The sequence below is a fragment of the Nonomuraea sp. NPDC050540 genome, assembly GCF_044457485.1.
In the GTDB taxonomy this organism is placed as follows: domain Bacteria; phylum Actinomycetota; class Actinomycetes; order Streptosporangiales; family Streptosporangiaceae; genus Nonomuraea.
The window spans coordinates 1-16,174 of record NZ_JBITHA010000002.1 but is presented as its reverse complement, the minus strand read 5'-3'; the positions used below and the strand labels follow the sequence as shown (position 1 = coordinate 16,174).

Annotated in this window: 17 protein-coding genes and 1 pseudogene; 8 read left to right on the top strand and 10 right to left on the bottom strand. The window is 68.8% G+C overall.

Annotated features, from left to right (window positions below; genetic code table 11):
* Positions 1–15 precede the first annotated feature (15 nt).
* The 4 genes from ACIBI5_RS06500 to ACIBI5_RS06485 all read right to left on the bottom strand — a co-directional run bounded on the left by ACIBI5_RS06500 (position 16) and on the right by ACIBI5_RS06485 (position 2,410).
* On the bottom strand, positions 16–153 hold the full coding sequence (locus ACIBI5_RS06500) for a hypothetical protein (RefSeq protein ID WP_397243849.1): 138 nt from the start codon (positions 151–153) through the stop codon (positions 16–18).
* A 167-nt stretch (positions 154–320) separates the two neighbouring features.
* On the bottom strand, positions 321–836 hold the full coding sequence (locus ACIBI5_RS06495) for a hypothetical protein (protein WP_397243847.1): 516 nt from the start codon (positions 834–836) through the stop codon (positions 321–323).
* Positions 833–1,810: a hypothetical protein gene (locus ACIBI5_RS06490; RefSeq protein ID WP_397243845.1), complete on the bottom strand. Its 978-nt coding sequence runs from the start codon at positions 1,808–1,810 to the stop codon at positions 833–835. The genes ACIBI5_RS06495 and ACIBI5_RS06490 overlap by 4 nt, the downstream gene beginning before the upstream one ends.
* Before the next feature lie 141 nt (positions 1,811–1,951).
* Positions 1,952–2,410, bottom strand: coding sequence for a hypothetical protein (locus ACIBI5_RS06485; RefSeq protein WP_397243843.1), 459 nt, complete (start codon positions 2,408–2,410; stop codon positions 1,952–1,954).
* A gap of 64 nt (positions 2,411–2,474) precedes the next feature.
* On the opposite strand from ACIBI5_RS06485, the gene ACIBI5_RS06480 reads away from it, so the two are divergent.
* Positions 2,475–2,972 carry a hypothetical protein gene (locus ACIBI5_RS06480; protein WP_397243841.1) on the top strand — a complete coding sequence of 166 codons (498 nt, stop codon included), beginning with the start codon at positions 2,475–2,477 and terminating at the stop codon, positions 2,970–2,972.
* 78 nt (positions 2,973–3,050) lie between these two features.
* A complete protein-coding gene (locus ACIBI5_RS06475) occupies positions 3,051–3,239 on the top strand; it encodes a helix-turn-helix domain-containing protein (RefSeq protein WP_397243839.1) in 189 nt (62 codons plus the stop codon).
* A gap of 57 nt (positions 3,240–3,296) precedes the next feature.
* On the opposite strand, the gene ACIBI5_RS06470 is transcribed toward ACIBI5_RS06475, so the two are convergent.
* The gene (locus ACIBI5_RS06470) at positions 3,297–3,485 is read right to left on the bottom strand and encodes a hypothetical protein (protein ID WP_397243837.1); all 189 of its coding nucleotides are present in this window, start codon (positions 3,483–3,485) and stop codon (positions 3,297–3,299) included.
* Positions 3,486–3,711: 226 nt separating this feature from the next.
* Between ACIBI5_RS06470 and ACIBI5_RS06465 the strand changes: the two genes are divergently transcribed.
* Positions 3,712–4,134 carry a hypothetical protein gene (locus ACIBI5_RS06465; protein WP_397243835.1) on the top strand — a complete coding sequence of 141 codons (423 nt, stop codon included), beginning with the start codon at positions 3,712–3,714 and terminating at the stop codon, positions 4,132–4,134.
* Between the two features lie 383 nt (positions 4,135–4,517).
* A complete protein-coding gene (locus tag ACIBI5_RS06460) occupies positions 4,518–5,105 on the top strand; it encodes a dihydrofolate reductase family protein (protein WP_397243833.1) in 588 nt (195 codons plus the stop codon).
* 262 nt (positions 5,106–5,367) lie between these two features.
* Here ACIBI5_RS06460 and ACIBI5_RS06455 read toward each other — a convergent pair whose 3' ends face one another.
* Entirely contained in the window at positions 5,368–7,221 is a 1,854-nt protein-coding gene (locus tag ACIBI5_RS06455) for a tetratricopeptide repeat protein (RefSeq protein WP_397243831.1), read from the bottom strand.
* Between the two features lie 735 nt (positions 7,222–7,956).
* Here ACIBI5_RS06455 and ACIBI5_RS06450 point away from each other — a divergent pair.
* Positions 7,957–8,370, top strand: coding sequence for a hypothetical protein (locus tag ACIBI5_RS06450; RefSeq protein WP_397094364.1), 414 nt, complete (start codon positions 7,957–7,959; stop codon positions 8,368–8,370).
* 456 nt (positions 8,371–8,826) lie between these two features.
* Here the strand turns inward: ACIBI5_RS06450 and ACIBI5_RS06445 are convergent, their stop codons facing one another.
* From ACIBI5_RS06445 to ACIBI5_RS06435, 3 genes are all read right to left on the bottom strand, one after another.
* Positions 8,827–9,150 (bottom strand): hypothetical protein, encoded by a 324-nt coding sequence (locus ACIBI5_RS06445; RefSeq protein WP_397243829.1) that lies wholly within the window; start codon positions 9,148–9,150, stop codon positions 8,827–8,829.
* Entirely contained in the window at positions 9,147–10,040 is an 894-nt protein-coding gene (locus ACIBI5_RS06440; protein WP_397243827.1) for a hypothetical protein, read from the bottom strand. Before ACIBI5_RS06440 ends, ACIBI5_RS06445 begins: the two co-directional genes overlap by 4 nt.
* 587 nt (positions 10,041–10,627) lie before the next feature.
* Positions 10,628–11,983 carry an MFS transporter gene (locus ACIBI5_RS06435; RefSeq protein ID WP_397243825.1) on the bottom strand — a complete coding sequence of 452 codons (1,356 nt, stop codon included), beginning with the start codon at positions 11,981–11,983 and terminating at the stop codon, positions 10,628–10,630.
* A gap of 97 nt (positions 11,984–12,080) precedes the next feature.
* Between ACIBI5_RS06435 and ACIBI5_RS06430 the strand changes: the two genes are divergently transcribed.
* Positions 12,081–12,692, top strand: a complete 612-nt coding sequence (locus tag ACIBI5_RS06430; protein WP_397243823.1) for a TetR/AcrR family transcriptional regulator — start codon at positions 12,081–12,083, stop codon at positions 12,690–12,692.
* A gap of 619 nt (positions 12,693–13,311) precedes the next feature.
* On the opposite strand, the pseudogene ACIBI5_RS06425 reads toward ACIBI5_RS06430, so the two are convergent.
* A pseudogene (locus tag ACIBI5_RS06425) lies at positions 13,312–13,530 on the bottom strand (response regulator transcription factor); the annotation flags it as partial.
* Between the two features lie 270 nt (positions 13,531–13,800).
* Between ACIBI5_RS06425 and ACIBI5_RS06420 the strand changes: the two are divergent.
* Both ACIBI5_RS06420 and ACIBI5_RS06415 read left to right on the top strand, forming a co-directional pair.
* On the top strand, positions 13,801–14,916 hold the full coding sequence (locus tag ACIBI5_RS06420) for an acyltransferase (protein ID WP_397243821.1): 1,116 nt from the start codon (positions 13,801–13,803) through the stop codon (positions 14,914–14,916).
* A 168-nt stretch (positions 14,917–15,084) separates the two neighbouring features.
* A complete protein-coding gene (locus ACIBI5_RS06415) occupies positions 15,085–16,083 on the top strand; it encodes a hypothetical protein (RefSeq protein ID WP_397243819.1) in 999 nt (332 codons plus the stop codon).
* Positions 16,084–16,174 lie beyond the last annotated feature (91 nt).

Here is a 16,174-nt window from a genome sequence, read left to right as displayed (position 1 = left end):
CGCAGACCCTAGCGATCACGAACGACAGGTCCGCACGGGGCCGAACCACGTTGTCAGCGCCTCGGCCAGGCCATCGTGTCCACCGGCCCAGGCCACGTAGCCGTCCGGCCGTGCGAGCAGGTCGTCCTCGCCGGCAGTCCTTCGACCTGCCATCGTCCATGAAGGCCGTTGAGCGAGCCAGCAGAACGTCCCCTTCGACACCGCCGGCCACCTCTTCCGCTTCGGCTCCGGGCTTGTCCTTGAGGTGGGATCGGCCACCGAGATTCGAGACAGCGAGAACGCCCACCGAACTCTTGGTCCGAACTATGGGCGCCTCCATCTCAGAGGCGGAAGGGATCCGCACGCCACGCGTAGTGCTCGGGCAGGTGGAAGTCGGCCACGGGAATCACTTGGCTGGTGGGAGATGTGCCGCTCAACGTGACCGGTCTGAGCCGCTTGTGGCACAGCGCGGTCGGGGGCTGCCGGAGTACGAGATTGGTGTAGCCCTCTTTGCGCAGCTCGAAGCAGAGCGCCTTGATCACTCGAGCGGGCAGCTTCGGATGGTGGCGGGATCCGACCAGGTGGACGTAGCGGAGCTCGCAGGTGTCAGGGGTGGGATGGCCGAGAACGGCGCCGATGACGCCGAACAGTTCGCGCCGATGGTTCTGATCGAGGACCAGCAGCAGGCGCTGCCGGCCGGCGCCGGTGTCCTGGAAGATCTGCCGGCGTAGGTCTTCGACGCTGTCCGTGCCGGTCAGCTCGGTCACCAGCGGTTCGTCGTAGGGCTCGTAGTCGCGGACGCGGTCCGCCCAGCGTAGGTGGAGGTCCAGGTACTCCTCGTGTACGCAGGGCATCATCCACCAGTGCCTGCGGGTGCAGCCGGGGTCCCAGTGGTAGGCGTAGTGGATGAGCGAGGCGGCCAGGTCGGGGTGGGCGCTGGCCCAGATGTCGTCAAGACGTAGCAGGTCCGGTAGCCGGTGGAGTCCGTGTGCAGGGCCATCTGCGCCAGATGCTCGCCGACGTGGACGAGGGTCTGCTCGGGCCGGCGCCCCTCGTGGAGGGTCAGGTTGTGCAGGTCTTCGAGCGCCGCCTGGTGGGCTTGGTCGTGCGGCTCGGGGAAGTCTCTGGCGTCGCCCGCGAAATGGTTGAGGCGTTCAAGGGCAGGTGCGATGCCGTTTTCGTCCGGGGTTACCAAGGCTCTGAGGTCGAGGAGGTGGCCGGGCCAGGCGTCCCGGTCGTCAACAGGCCGGCGCAGTGCCGCGCCGAATTCGGGCAGCCGCACACCGGGAAAGACGTAAGTCCGGTCCCAGCCGAGGGTGTCATGTCTGGCCTCCAGGGAGGTGAACAGGACGTAGGTGGCTCCAACACCGCCGGCTGCCGGAGGGGCCAGTTCCACGCAGGGGAAGGGCGCGACGAATGGTGTCTGGCCGGGAGCGACAGCGTCAGGCAACGGCCAGGAGGGGTGGACGGGGTAGGCCCAGCGGTCCGGATGCTCATCGACGTGGGCGTCGTCGACGAAGTAGAACGCCTCCTCCAGAATCGTGCCCATGCTGCTGATGCGGATGCTGTGGGCGTCGATGTGCAGCTCGCTGTCAGCCCACCACTGCAACCGAATGCGGCGGCGTAGTTCGACGATGTCCTCGGGAGGGGCGTCGCCGCATTCCCTCAGCCGTTCCAGCTCGTGGGGTGCGTCGTTCAGATCCGCATGTGCGAGGGCGAGGCCATCCGGCTCCCATAAGCGACGAAACCACTCGAAGACGGTGATGTTGGGCACGTGCCGGACTTTCTTGCACAGCGGCCCGGCTTCCCAGTCGCGATGAACGAAGTACATCAGGTGTCAACCCCTTGTCTCATGACCGCGTGGCCGGCCAGCGTCAGCACGGAAGAGTTCCGTCCGAGGACGGACAGTGGCCCCGCTCGCCGCTTCCGGTGGCCAGCACCATCGTCCCGCTGTCCAGCGTCCTCCATCAGGTCACCTGCTCGCGCCGCGCCGGAGCACCTGCATGAGGGCTCCAGCGTGGTGCGGGTAGGCCGACAGCGTCTGCCGTCCGGTGGCGCATGCGGCGTCGGGGTCGCCTTGGCCCGGTTGCACGGTCGCGAGCAGGGTGTGGTGGGGCGCGCGGGTGCGGACGTTGCTGTCGGGCAGGGCCAGGGCGGTGTCGGCGTAGAGGTGCAGGTCACGCAGGGCGTGCATGAGCGAGCCGGAGTGGTGGGCGGGGGTGAACGTGGCCAGCCGCACGGGATCGGCTTGCGGCCGTGAGCGGTCCATGGCCGTCAGGGCGCGGCGGATGGCGGTGCGGGCCCCGTGTAGCGACAGCCAGGCCAGCTCGTAGTGGGTGGCGAATGTCTTCAGCTTGCGCGCGTCGATCTCGCCGAGGTCGCCGAGGTCGCCGGGGCTGACGAGCACAGAGGTGAGCGCGAGCGCCGCCACGCCTGGGCGGGGTCGGTGGGGCTGTTTCGGTGTTGTCGGTCCGGTTCGTCCGTACTCTTTCCTCATGTCTGCTGCAGAGGGTGTCTCCAGGGCCTCATTCTCCGGTGCGTTGTTGCCGATCTCTCAGCCCCGGCCGATGGTGGTTGTGCCGTCGACGATCTGGGCGGATGAGGAGTGGACGCGTATCAAGCTGGGATACCGCTGTCGTGGCATGGATGAGAAATGGAACATCTTCGCCGAGAACGGCGTGCTGTTCCTGCACCGCAGCTGGACCGGTCATGGCATCTATGAGGTGTCTTTCGCCGCAGCCGAAGGCGGCGGCTGGCGCATCACCGAGGGTGTGGTGGAGTGCGATCCGAAGCGCCATCGGACTGGTACGGACACGGTCGACCACGAGTACGACAGCCTCATGGTGGAACTGGTGATCACGACGATCCTGCTGGGTAAGGCCGCGCCCGAGTTGTTGGAGAAGTTCAGGGAGTTGGCCACGCGTAGAACAGGGCGTTCCGATCTTCCTGCCGGTGCGCTTCAGCATCACACGCTGGGCATTCACACCGAGTAGCAACGGATCGGCGCAAAGGGCTGGTCGGCCTGCTTGGATTCGGGCTGGGGTGCGGCCTGTGGCTGCACACCAATACCCGTGACTGGATGCGGAGAGCAAATCAGGCACGCCCGCGACCTGCTCACCCGGCCGGAGAACACCATCTCCTCCATCGCCCGGCCGCTCGGGGTCAGCCGCTCGACCATCTACAAGTACGTCCCCGAACTCGCGACAGGCCGTGCTGTCGAACAGCCAACGGCACCAGCCGAGCTGGAAGCGAGGAACTGAGTTACCAGGTCAGGGCCTATATGGCGGCTAGTGTCATGTTGGTTAACGGCACTCCGCCTACAGCGGCAGGGCCAGCGCGGCCGTCGCGTGCCGGAGGCCGACGTGGCCCGTCAGCACGCCGCGGTGCTGGCCGCTCTGCCCACCCTGAAACAGGAGGCCGCCCTGTTCGCTTGCGCGCGTCGGCGATCTTCCCGTCCATGACGTCCCGGCTGCCACCGTGGCCAGATGGAACAGCCAGCCGCCCACATCGAGATCTTCGTGGCCCTGTCCACCATGTACGGGCACTAGATCGGGGCGATGAAGTACACCAGGGGCACCGAATGGACGCAGGGTAAGCCACGCCGGCGAGCCGCCGTCCGCGCCGAGCGCTCCAGACAGGCGCTGAAAGCGACGCCAGACCGTGGCCGCCGCGACACGGCACACTGCCAACTTCCCCTGGATCGGACTGGTCCCCGGCGCCACCCGAACCGCCTTGACCGAACTGCTGGACATCTATCCCGAACACCACCACACCCAGCGCCGCTTGCGTACCCTGGCCAGCCGCCTGGACAACCATGACGCCTTCAACAAATGGCGCGCATCGCTCGACACCCACTGGACGCACCTACTCGACCGGCTGGTACGCACCCGCAACGCGATCACCCACGGTGGCCCCGCCACAACCGGCGCCGTACGGTCCATCGCCTTGTTCGCCAGCCAGCTCAGCGACTGGGAGGTAAAACTCGCGCTGGAAGCTGCCCTGCAGAACATCAGCCACGAAACAGCTCACCGAGACTTCTTCAAGATCAGCAACGACATTCTCGGCAAGATCCACAACGCCCCCAAGCATTGGGGACGATCCACGACTCCGCCGTACCGTCACCCCCGCGTAAGCGCTCAGCCCGCCGACCGATGAACGCCAGGTGAAAATGAACAGCCAGATGAACGCCCGAATCGGACACAGCTGCGGAATCGACGTCCGTCGAGGAGACTCTCTGCTGGCGTTCGCCATTCGGTCGTTAGATGAACGCACGTTGATCTTGCTGTGACTTGCCCGGTCAATGCTGGGCAGCCATGAAGCACCCCCGATGCACATTGATGAGTTGGTCGGACGATCCTGAATGAAGCGTGACCTGATCGCCGGAGGGCACGACGCCACGCGGCTCGGCTTCGCTTCATGGGTGGTGATCAGTTTGACTGGGCGCGATGAGTTTTGCTCGTGAAAGTGGTCCACCTCAGGACCCTTGTAAAGGCAGGCCGGGAACCACCGGGCCGAGCAATAGCCTGAGGAGGACCCTCATGGGCAAGATCTTCAGCCACATGACGATGTCGTTGGACGGATACATCGCGCAACCGGATGACCAGGTCGGCGAGCTGTTCGACTGGTATGAGGCCGGAGACGTGGTCGTGCCGAACCCGAACGAGGGCATCTCGGTCAAGGTCGATGATGCGGGTGCGCAGGCGTGGCGGGAGCTGACCGAGAACACCGGCGCGCTCATCGCCGGCCGCCGCCTGTTCGACATCGCCGGTGGCTGGAACGACAAGCACCCGGCCGGCGCACCCGTGGTCGTGGTCACGCACCGCCCGCCCGCGGATGCCGCCGAGAAGTGGCCGACCACGACGTTCGTCGACGGAGTCGAGGCGGCGATCGATCGGGCGCGGCAGATCGCCGGCGACCAGAACGTCACGATCGCCAGCGCGAACGTGACCCAGCAGGCACTCGCTCTCGGCCTGGTGGACGAGGTGTGCGTCAGCCTCGTCCCGGTGCTGTTCGGCGAGGGCATCCCGTACTTCTCGAAGATCGAGGGTGGGCACCTGCTGCTCGACGACCCGGTCGTCATCCAGGGCCGGCGTGCCCTGCACCTGCGGTATCCGGTCCGTCGCTAGCCTCTGTCCAGGGCCGGTCGGGGGCGCGAGACTCGACCGGAATCCCCGCGCGCCCCGTTCCGCAGATCGGCTTCAACCCACCGCTGACCTGCGTGGACTAGCGGACGGTTTCGTTCCGCTGCACAGCGCTCGCCGAGTCCCGGCCAGCCCCGCCAAGGACGGTGGCGTGGATGTGCTCGGCGACGAGCGCCTGATGCTCGCTGCCGGCCTCGACGATCCGGGCGGCCAGCCCGGCGAGCTCGTGCTCCCAGGCTCGTTTGGTCTACGTCTGCGGGTGATCGGGACCGAAGGCGCGTGCACGGGCGGAAAACACCTCGGTGTACATGTACCGGGCGGTCACCAGATCCCCCGCCTCTGCCGTCCAGCGGGCGAGGTCGGAGCGGTCGGCGAGCGTGTCGGGGTGGTCACGGCCGAAGACGCGCTCGCGGATGGCCACCCGCTCGGCGAACCTGTCCCGGGCGGCGGCCGCATCGTCTGTCTCTGCCGTCCAGTAGGCGAGGTTGGCGCGGTCGGTCAGCGTGTCGGGGTGCTCGGGACCGTGGACACGTTCGCGGATGGGCAGCAGCTCGGCGAACCCCTCGCGGGCGGCCGCCGCGTCTCCCGCCTGCCCCGTCCAGAAGGCGAGGTTGCCGCGATCGGTCAGCGTGTCGGGGTGTTCCGGGCCGAGAGCCTCGACCTGGGCGGCGTAATGGGCCTGTTGCAGCGCCTTGGCGGTGGTGTAGTCGCCGCTGGCGTGGGCGAAGGCGATGACTGTTCTCATCGTGTCGGAGCCAGGCGAGATGACGGCGCGGGAGTGGGGGAGCAGCCGGATGTAGCGAGGCCAGTTCGCGCGGATGCCGGGATCTGCGGGCAGTGCGCTGTCCAGCAGGGAGGCGGCACGGGTGCGGGTGTGTTCACGCTGCTCTTCGGTGAGCTGGTGCCAGATGACGGCTTGGGTCAGCCGGTGGATGCTCACCGTTTCCTGATCGTCTGCGGCGTGCTCGGTGTCCGCGAGGGCCGGGGGGACGGGGTGGGTGGTCAGAGTGATGAGGGTGTAAGAAGCCAGCAACGCCAGGGCCTCGTTGACCGCCTGCTCATCGTCACCGGCCCCGGCCAGGACGTCGGCGGGCAGGTGATCGGGGGCGAAGCAGGACAGCAACCGCAGCAGACCGTCGGCCAGCGGGCTCAGTTCGGCGACACGCTCCCGGCTGACCTCCCATGCCTTGGCCACCACCCGCTCGGCGTCCCCGCCCGCGGCGGCGGTGGCGAGCATGCGCTCGGGCACCTGACGCAACAGCCGCAGGTAACCGGCCGGCGTGCAGCGCGGGGTTCGGGCGATGTAGACGCCGGCCTGGGTCAGCGCCAAAGGAAGGTCGCCGAGCTCACCTGCCAGCTCGTCCAGCACGGCGGTGTGCGGCGGGCCGATCAGATCGCCCAGCAGCCGGACCGAGGCAGGGCGGGACAAGGTGTTCAGCCGCACCGGGGTGATGTCCAGGTGCCGCCAGCCGACATCACGCCGGGTGGTGATCAGCACCTGCCCGCCCGTCAGCCGGGCCAGATACGGCTCCAGGTGGGCGGCCTCTTCGACATTGTCGAACACCAGCAGCCAGCCTGTACGGCCGGCCAGCCAGGCCAGCGCCCAGGCGGCGGCCTCCTCGACCGAGGCCTGCGCGGCCGCCACCGAATCGCAGCCCGCCACCAGCGCACGCGCCAAGGCGGCCAGCCCGGCCTCGATCTGCGCCGGGCTGTCGGCGTCGATCCACCACACCACCTGGTAGTCCAGGCGGCGGGCGAAGGCGTACTGCAACGCCAGCTCACTCTTACCCACGCCGCCCAACCCGACCACCGCCTGACTGATCACCCCCGCGCCGGCGCCTGATTCCAGCGTGATCGCCAACTCCTGCCAGGCTCTCTCACGGCCGACGAACCACGGCGCAGGCCGGCGCGGCAGCCCAAACAACCCGGCGGTCACCTCCACCCGAGCCGGCGAAGGCAACGACGGACGGCGCGCAGCGTGCAGATCACCGGTGACGATCGTGCCCGAGTTCTCCCACACCGCGACCGAGCGCGGCCCGCTCGCCTCCACCCGCCCACCCGCAGCGTCGCGGGGTCGATCGGCCCCATCGCGGACGTTCACACCCACCACCATGACCAGAGCCGGCCACCTCGGGCAACCTCCTCAGCCAAACCCGGACCAGGCAAAGCCCGCCCCAGGAAGCGATCACTCCAAGGGTGTTTCGTCAGTCCGTATCAGGCGCCCGGCCGCTCGCAACGACGCATGAAACAGCCGGCGCCCAGGTCGGGTCCGGCTCCGGCAGCTGTCCACTGTGCGACCACTCATGAAGCATCTGACCAGTCAGAAGCCGACAAGGCACCGCTGCGGGCCTGGTGTGCTCAAGGGACGTAGGCTGCCAGTTCTGCGGGACGGCCCGCCTCGACCTTGCCGTGCGGGCCCTCGTGTACTGCGCACCTTCCCACGCTCGTCTTTGCGTTTCGGAGTGCCCCACTCGGAATACGTGACGGGCGGGCCGTCGACTTTTCGGGCACAGGCTTCTGGGCGATGTTCGTGCAGATCGGCTCATCCGAGAACGTCTAGTGATGGTGTCCAGAAAGCCCAGTTCGAAGAGGGTGGCGGCAGTGTCAATGGCGCTTCCGTACGCGGATCGGGCCGGGCCGGAGCGCTGACCTGCGACAGAGGAGGACACCTCGGCGGCCGCCGAGGCCGGCGCCGATCGGCGGGCCCACGCCCGCCGCAACGATGCGATCCGTCAGGCCATAAAGCGAATCAATAACGACCTCTCCTAGCATCCGCAACACCCGAACTCGTCGACTGCGGTGGCGAGGCAGAGATCGCAACTTAGGGAGAGCCAGCATGAGGATCGCGTCACCAAGTAGAGCCGCCATCGCTGTCACGTTCGTCGCCAGCCTGGGGCTGATGGCCGCCGCCCCGGCAGCGCAGGCAACAGCTTCCAGCGCGTCAACAGCCTCCAGCGCGGCGTGCGAGCTGCATATCGGGCTCACCCGCAAGGACGGCAACTACATCCGAGGCTACGGCAGCAAGCTGGGCTGCGAGAACAGCACATCCTGGCTGTATCTGCAGTGGGAGCGCTGGAACGGCTGGTGGACGCAGACTGAGAAGGCGGTGAACGGGAGTGGCTTCGACGTGCCGATCAGCTGGTTCTGCAAAGGGACGGGCACACACAACTTCAAAGTGCGGCACTACATGCGTACCTTGGGCGGCTCCACGAAGGTCAAGGACTCGAACATCATCCGGGTGACCTGCTGACTACTGACTGCGGTGACGGATGAATTCGCCGCCCTGGAAAGCTCAGGCGGTTGTCGCACGTCTCGGCGCCGCAGCTTGCCCGCCCGTCTCGAAGGCGTGCTGAGCCGGCTCACCGTGAGCCTTCTCATTCTCGGCGGTCTCGCCGGGGGCGGGTTCGGGGATCATCGGTTCTCGCCTTCTTGGTTGGCGGCATCACGGGGGCGAGGTTCATGAGTTGGACGTAGTGGCCCAGCCAGTCGGCGCCGGGACCGGCCAGCAACTCACGCTCCAGCCCGGTCCCGACTGTTGAGTGTCACTCAGGATGAGCATGTGGCGATGTGAGAACGCCCCGCCTGGAGCGAGGAAAGGTGGCTCCGGACGGGGCTTGGGTGTTCACGGTGTCACAGAGATGCTCAGGGTGCCGCGACTGAACGGGGCTTGATGGCGAGTCGTGCGTGGGACTCTTGAGGTGTCGCCTCACGAAGGAGCGCGCCGGTGTCTTCGATGGCTGAGACCACGACCTTGAGTTCGTTCCTGCGCGCTCGCTTCAATGAGAGCGCGCGCGAGGCTGACTGGTTCATGAGCTGACGTGCCTTGATGTTGCGGGCTGGCCATGGTGCCGATGTCGTGCGGGTACCACGACGATTCGCCCTGGATTGAGCGGCTGGAGGCGTCGGGCTCCCAGCCGGTCACCCGGCGGCCCGTCAGCTCTTCGATTGCGGCCGCCGCGGCGGCCTTGGTACCGGCCACGTTCCGGGCAGCGATGCCAGCGCCGAAGCCGAACCCGTACACCCCGATCACGCCCTGCGGGCCCTGCAGGCACCACTCGCCGTCTTCGCGCCACAGCACAAGTCGCTGTCATCCCACTCCCGGCCCACGGACCCGATGGGCGGGACGTCCCCAACACCACCCCGGACGTCCCGCCCCTCGTCCTGCACGTCTGCGTCGCCCACGTCGTCCGGGTCGGGGCCGTAGCGGGTGTCCAGGCGGGCCCGTTCGACGTCGTAGCGGGCCTGCGCCGATGCCCGCCACCGCGCGGTCACCTCGGCCTGCAGCTCCTGGTGCGGGCCGTAGTCCATCTCGCGGAAGCTCGCCCGGCGCAGGCATTCCAGCACGGCGGGCAGGTCATCGGCGGTCAGCGCCTGGCGCAGCCGGCCGGGCCAGTCCACGCGGCTGAGCAGCTCGCTGTAGCGGTGCAGGCGCCCGTCGACGGCCCGATGAATGGCGGCCGCAGCCGCATCCGCGCGCTGCTGCAGGTCGCCGAGATCGGCCAGGCGGCGTCCGACCTCGCGTAGCCGGTCGGCGTGCCCGGCGATGAACGCCTGACCGGCGCGCTGGGCGGCGCGATGGTCGCGGGTGGCGGCGACCCGGTCGCGGGTGGTGCCGGCGTGCCCGCTCGGGTCGCCGCGCAGCGACAGGTAACGGCGTTCGGCAGACTGGCGCGAGCGCACCTCCAGCGCCGGGGCGAGCTGCGCCCAGGTGACTCCCTGGGCGCGCAGCGACTCGATCACATACCCTTCGCCCTCCTGCAGGTCCTCGCGCAGCTGGCGGATGACCAGCAGCGCGGCCAGGCCCTGCTCGACGTCGAGGCGGTCGTGGGCCGACAGGTAGGCGTCGACCAGCAGCCGGTTCAGCGTCTCGGCGACCTCGCCCAGCGGCCGGCCGCAGAAGCCCTCGCCGTACTCATCCAACGGCTCCGAAAGGTCGGTGCGCGGGTCGGCCAGCGCCCACCAAGCGGAGCGGCGGCGTCCTGAGCGGGTTTGCGGGTGGTGGGGGTCGGGCTGGGGGTGGCCACGAAGATCCCTTCGGCTGTCGTGTCATCGGCGACATGCGCGTGCGGCGTATGACACGACAGACGACCCGGGGCGCGATCACGGATGCGAAGATCGTGCACCGGGGCTCGGGCCTGTCTCCAGCACGGCGGCGCCCGTAGCCCCGTACAACGCGAGGTCCTGCGCGTAGCCTGATGTCGCCGTGGGACGGGAGCCCGCGGCCCGACTTCTTCTGGGGCGCCACACGCCCTGGGGGCGAGGCTGCAGGTCAGTCGGCGGATGATGAGCACGATGCTGAAACGCGCGTTTTGGGTGTCGTCCAACGCGCTCGGCGAGCTGTTGCTGAGCCTGTCGGTGAGAGTTCCCTCGGGCGCGAGACCGCCGCATTCGACACTCGTGAACGCTGCGAGGTGCTGCGCACTCAGCTGAGCCGGGCTGAGGAGTTCGCCGCCGACCTGCAGCGGCACGCCGGTCAGTTGGCCGGCGGCGCTGCCTGACCCGCCAGCTCACCAGGGGTGCCGGTCGCGCCGTCGCGGCAGCGCGGCCGCCAGGAGGGCGACGGCGACCAGCACGATGGCGAGCACGGCGAACGCCCGCCCATAACCGGCCGCCAGAAGGTGCGCCGGTGCCGGAGCGCCGCCTACGTCGGTCGGCCCCGCCGTCAGCGTGACCAGGGCGGCCAGGCCGAGCGCGCCGCCGGTCTGCTTGGCGGTGTTCATCAGTCCGGAGGCCGCCCCCGCATCGGCCGGGGCGACGCCTGAGGTGACCGTGACGGTCAGCGGCGTGTTCAGCAGGCCCGCGCCGAGCGAGATCAGCACGGCCGGGCCGCCGATGGCCGTCAGGTAGTCCTGCCCGGGGGCGATGCGGCTCTGCCACCAGAAGCCGGTCGCGCCGATCAGCGCCCCGATGGCGATGAGCACACGATCGTCGGCGCGGCGCATCAGCCATGGCGCCACCCGCAGGCCGACCAGCATGGTCAGCAGGGTGTGTGGCAGGAAGGCGAGCCCGGTCTGCAACGGCCTGTAGCCCAGCACGTTCTGCAGGGACAAGGTCAGGAAGTACCACATCGGGTTCAGGCACGCCCCGGCCAGCAGCATCACGGTGTTGCCCAGCCAGATCCGCCGCGGCCGCAGCAGCGCCGGCGGAATCAGCGGCGCCCGCGCCACGCGCACCTCGACCAGCGCGAACAGGGCCAGCAGCACGGCCCCGGCGAGCGCGACGGCGGGTGCGCCGGCCAGGCCATAGGCCAGCGCGCCCAGCCCGGCGCTGGCCAGTGCCGCGCCGAGCACGTCCAGCTGCCGCCGGTCATCGCGCCCCCGGCCGGGGGCCAGCAGGCGGGCCGCGGCCAGGCAGGCCAGTCCGATCGGCACGTTGATCAGCAAAATCCAGCGCCAGGACAGGTACTCCGTCAGCGCGCCGCCGATGAGGTTGCCCGCCGTGCCGCCGGCCAGGCTCACCGCCGTCCAGACGGCGATCGCCCGGGTGCGCCGCGGTCCCTCGGGAAAGGCGGACGTCAAGATCGTGAGTGTGGCCGGGGCCAGGATCGCCGCCCCCACCCCCTGACCGGCGCGGGCGGCGATCAGAGTGCCGGGCGCATCGGCCAGCCCGCCGGCCAGGCTCGCGGCGGTGAACACCACCAGGCCCGCGGTGAAGACACGCCGGTGCCCGTACAAGTCGGCCAGCCGGCCGCCGAGCAGCAACAGCCCGCCGAAACTCAGTGCGTAGGCATTGCCGACCCACGCCAGATGCCGAGTGTCGAAGCCGAGCGTGTGCTGGATGGACGGCAGCGCGACGTTCACCACCGAGACGTCCAGGACCACCATGAACTGTGCGGCGCACAGCAGCGCCAGCACGACCGGCACTGACCCTCCCCTCCCGTATAGCGATGCGACCACATCGGATTACCGTGTTCCCAGCATATAATCCGATGTGAACACATCGAGAAACTGGGAGGGGTCCATGGGCAGGGGGCCGGGTGCGCAGCACACGCAGCGGCGCAACGAGATCGCCGACGCGGTGCTCGCCATCGTCGCCGAGCGCGGCCTGGCCGCGGTCTCGCTGACCGAGGCGGCCGCCCGGGCAGGTGTCTCACCCGGGCGGGTGCAGCACTACTTCCCCGCCAAGCAGCAACTCCTGGAAGCCGCCTTCGAGCGCGGCAACGAGCTGTCCAGCGCCCGCATCCGGGCCAAGGCCGGCACCGACCTGCAGGCCGCCGAGCCCCGCTTGGTGCTCACCACCGTGCTGGACGAGCTCATCCCCTACGACGCCGCCAGCCAGGCGCACATGCGCGTACGGCAGTCGTTCCACGCCCTGGCGCTGGCCGACGAGCAGATCGCCGCCCGGCTCCGTCAGCTGTATGACGCCTTCCACCGGGACATGACCGACCTGCTGCACTCCGACCAGAACGCCGGCCGCCTGACCCCTCACGCCGACCCGCACCGGCACGCGGTCAGCCTGGTAGCACTCGCCGAAGGCCTGGCCACCAACGTGCTCATCGGCGTAACCACCAGCCAGGCCGCCCAGCAACACCTGCGGGCGGCCATCGCCGACCTGTATCTACAGCCGGCGTGACGACGAGAAAGTCAGACGATCCATCGCCGCCCTGAACTGTGAGAACACAACAGATGGCGGCTGGTGAGGCCAGCCTTACCGCCACCCCGCCGTACTGGCCGCCCAACGCCGCGAACGCGCCCGCATCCGCAGCGAGAAAGGCCTCCGCTGGGGAGGCAGGCTCCTGGCAATCTCCCGGTACGGCCAGCCGCAGCACCTGGGTGCGGGCAGGATGCTGGACGCAGCCCATGCTCGTCGACCACGATCAACCCGGGCTGGTCCTGATCGGTCGGCAGCCTGGCCGCCTCGATCACCGGGGTGTCCAGCGTGACGACGGGGAAGTCGGCGAGCAGATCACGAGCGCGCATCTGCGGGGCGTTTCAGGATTGGCGACACGGCCGCCGGCCAGACGGCCCGCCACACCTGCCGACAACGTGCCAACCACCATCTGGACGCGACCTGCGCCTCGTGCCCGCACGCGGATGCTGCGCATGACGGCATTCCGTGCCTGGGCCGGCGCTGATCTGCCGACCGCGGCCTTCATGGTGCGCCCTTCGGATACTCGAGTCGCCTCCCGGTGGTGGATGCCGGGCGCGAGGTCACGTCCGGTTCAGATACGCCAGCACGGCCAGCACGCGGCGATGTGCTTGCCGACGGTCCCCTCACTGACGTACAAGGCCCCCGCGATGGCCGCGTTCGAGCGTCCCTGCGCCATGAGCTGGAGTACGTCCCGCTCGCGCGGGGTCAGCCGGGCCACCGGGCGCCGCGGCGAGGTACCGCCGAGCAGCTTGGCGATCACCTCTGGATCCATCGCGGTTCCGCCGCATGCCACCCTTCGCAGGGCGTCGACGAAGTGGCCGGAGACGGCAGCCCCATATGCCCGGTCACAAACAGAACGACCAGGAGCGGCGGCCCCAGCATCGCCGGCACCGCGAGCGCCAGACCGCGCACGGGAGCCGCGGCGAACGTCAGCACGCGCGAGCCGGCGCCCGCGTCAACCCCCCCCATGACCTTCCCACCCGATCGATGAAACCACGCGGGCGGCGCCGGCGGTATGGGTGCCAGCCCCCACCCCTGGCGGGAGCCAGGCCCGTTACCCGCGCCCGGTTCCGTTCCTAGCGTGGCGGCCATGACCGTCACCGCCGTACGGCTGCACTACCTTGACCGCGTCCGGGTGCTGCTGACCGTACTCGTCGTCCTTCATCACGTCGCCCTGACCTACGGGAGCTTCGCGCTGTGGTACTACCACGAGCCGAGCATGGGAAAGCCGTCGCCGCCGGGTGAGTGGGACCGGCTGCTGGACCTGTTCCTCCTGCTCAACCAGACGTACTTCATGGGGCTGTTCTTCCTGATCTCCGCCTACTTGATGCCCGGCTCCCACGACCGCAAGGGCGGGCGGCGCTTCCTCGCCGATCGCGCGATCAGGCTGGGACTCCCGCTGATCCTGCTGGTCTTCGCCGTCATTCCGCTCGCCAAGCTGCCGCTGTACCGCTGGGAGAACGCCCGGGCCCCGCTCACCTATCTCAACTTCTACCTCCGTGAGCTCGAGCAGGGCCCCGGCTGGTTCCTGGTGACCCTGATGGTCTTCGTGGTGGCCTATGCCGCCATCCGGGCCCTTCGCCCGGCGCCTCGCCGGCAGCCGGCCACACCGCTGCGGGCACGCACGATGATCGGATTCGCCGCGCTCCTCGCGACACTCGGCGTCGCCTGGCGCCTGCTGCCCCTTGAACGCGTCCCCGTCGTGCAGTTCCCGGTGCCGGATTACCTGCCGCAATACATCTGCATGTTCACCGCCGGGGTGCTCGCCTACCGGCGGGGATGGCTGACGGCCATCCCGGCACGGGCGAGCGGCTGGGGGTTCTGCGTCGCGGCCGTGGCGGCCGTGACACTGCTGCCCGTCGCGCTGGCGGGCGCGGACACCTCCGGCGAGCAGCCGCTCCTCGCACAGGTGGCGCACGGGCTTTTCGACGGCGTCTACTGCGTGGGCATGTCCCTGGGGATACTCGGGCTGTTCAGCCGCAGGTTCGCGGCGGAACCGACCCCGCGCGGCCGCTTCCTGTCCGCCAACGCCTACGCCGTCTACGTCCTGCACTCGGGCGTGCTCGTCATGGTGTCCGTCGCGCTGTCCGGCCTTCCCGCCGGAGCGCTGACCAAGTTCGCCCTCGCCGCGGCCCTCTCCCTTCCCCTGTGCTGGGTAGTGGCAGCCGCCGTTCGCGCGGCGCCGATCGGCCGGCGCGTACTCTGAGACGCAACTCGCCGGCCCGCGAGCCAGGGCACGTCACCCTCGCCCCTTCGGTCACGGTTGTCTCGGGCCGGAGGACCTTCCAGCAGGTCAGAGAACGATGATCTCTTCCTCACGTAGACCCGTCTGCGGTTTCCGCACGCCACAGTGGCTTGCCGAACGGAGGCCGCCATGAGGACACTAAGCCCGAAACTTGCGGCCGAACAGGACACCACCATGCACTTACGCCCGGATCTGATCATCCGCTGCGGGAATGCCTTTGCCGGTCTCGTCGCTCCCTACGTCGTGCTGGCGACCGTCGTCTTCTTCACCGAGGATCTGGTCGTCCCCGACCCGGTCGCCTACAGCCTGATCGTCGTAGTCGCGCTGGCGATGCCGTACTTGGCAGTCCGCGGCTACCGGATGGCCATCCTCTGCACGCCCGCCAGCGTCACTGTGCGGGGCTGGTTGCGCAACCGCACCATCCCCATCCAGGACGTAGCCGACACCGGCGGCCTCCTCTCGGGCCGCCTGCTGTGGCTCGATGCGACCGGCCGTCTCCGCCACACACCCACCATCGCATTCGCCACGCTTGTGCGCGCACCCAGCAGCATCAAGGAACACAACGTCCAGGCGGAGCAGCGGCTGCAGGACTGGGTCGCCCGCCACCAGACGAGCGCGGCCAAGAGACGGCATCTGACGGCCATGGCACGGAACTGGCCGAGGAGGACGCGCTTCCTCTGGCTGGGCGGGAGACTTGACGACGTTGTCGGATGGGTGCTCATCGCGCTGGCGCTGACGTGCGCGGGGATCTTCGCCCAGGGGCTGCCGTCAGAGATCCGTGCTGCTCAGGGTTTGGGCCGACCCGGGACATTCATCGCAATCGACCGCGACTGTGGTGATGTCACCTGCTCGTGGAACGGCTCCTTCCGTTCTCATGACGGTACGGTGGTCAAGAATGATGCCTGGTTGTACGGCACGGCTGTGGAGGACCTGCAGGCCGGCGATCAGGTCGCCGCACTGGATACCGGGCATGCTCACAAGATGTTTACACCCGGCACCCACGATCTCGTCTCCTGGCCGTTCTTTGTGATCGCGGTAGTGGCTCTCGGCTGGTACGGGCTCCGGCGCATCACGAACGCACGCCGAGAACGACTCGCCGAACTGGCCATGGCCAGGAAGTCTCGCTAGTGCTGTGACCGGAAATGATCGCCGGGTTGGCGGGTAGGTCGCTCCTGCCGGTTGGATGGACTGATCACGTTCAATCGGTGCTCGGGAGGCC

Coding starts and splice junctions, on each gene's coding strand:
- ACIBI5_RS06500 (WP_397243849.1), bottom strand. CDS start 153: ATGGCAGGTCGAAGGACTGCCGGCGAGGACGACCTGCTCGCACGGCCG.
- ACIBI5_RS06495 (WP_397243847.1), bottom strand. CDS start 836: ATGATGCCCTGCGTACACGAGGAGTACCTGGACCTCCACCTACGCTGG.
- ACIBI5_RS06490 (WP_397243845.1), bottom strand. CDS start 1,810: ATGTACTTCGTTCATCGCGACTGGGAAGCCGGGCCGCTGTGCAAGAAA.
- ACIBI5_RS06480 (WP_397243841.1), top strand. CDS start 2,475: ATGTCTGCTGCAGAGGGTGTCTCCAGGGCCTCATTCTCCGGTGCGTTG.
- ACIBI5_RS06460 (WP_397243833.1), top strand. CDS start 4,518: ATGGGCAAGATCTTCAGCCACATGACGATGTCGTTGGACGGATACATC.
- ACIBI5_RS06450 (WP_397094364.1), top strand. CDS start 7,957: ATGAGGATCGCGTCACCAAGTAGAGCCGCCATCGCTGTCACGTTCGTC.
- ACIBI5_RS06430 (WP_397243823.1), top strand. CDS start 12,081: ATGGGCAGGGGGCCGGGTGCGCAGCACACGCAGCGGCGCAACGAGATC.
- ACIBI5_RS06420 (WP_397243821.1), top strand. CDS start 13,801: ATGACCGTCACCGCCGTACGGCTGCACTACCTTGACCGCGTCCGGGTG.
- ACIBI5_RS06415 (WP_397243819.1), top strand. CDS start 15,085: ATGAGGACACTAAGCCCGAAACTTGCGGCCGAACAGGACACCACCATG.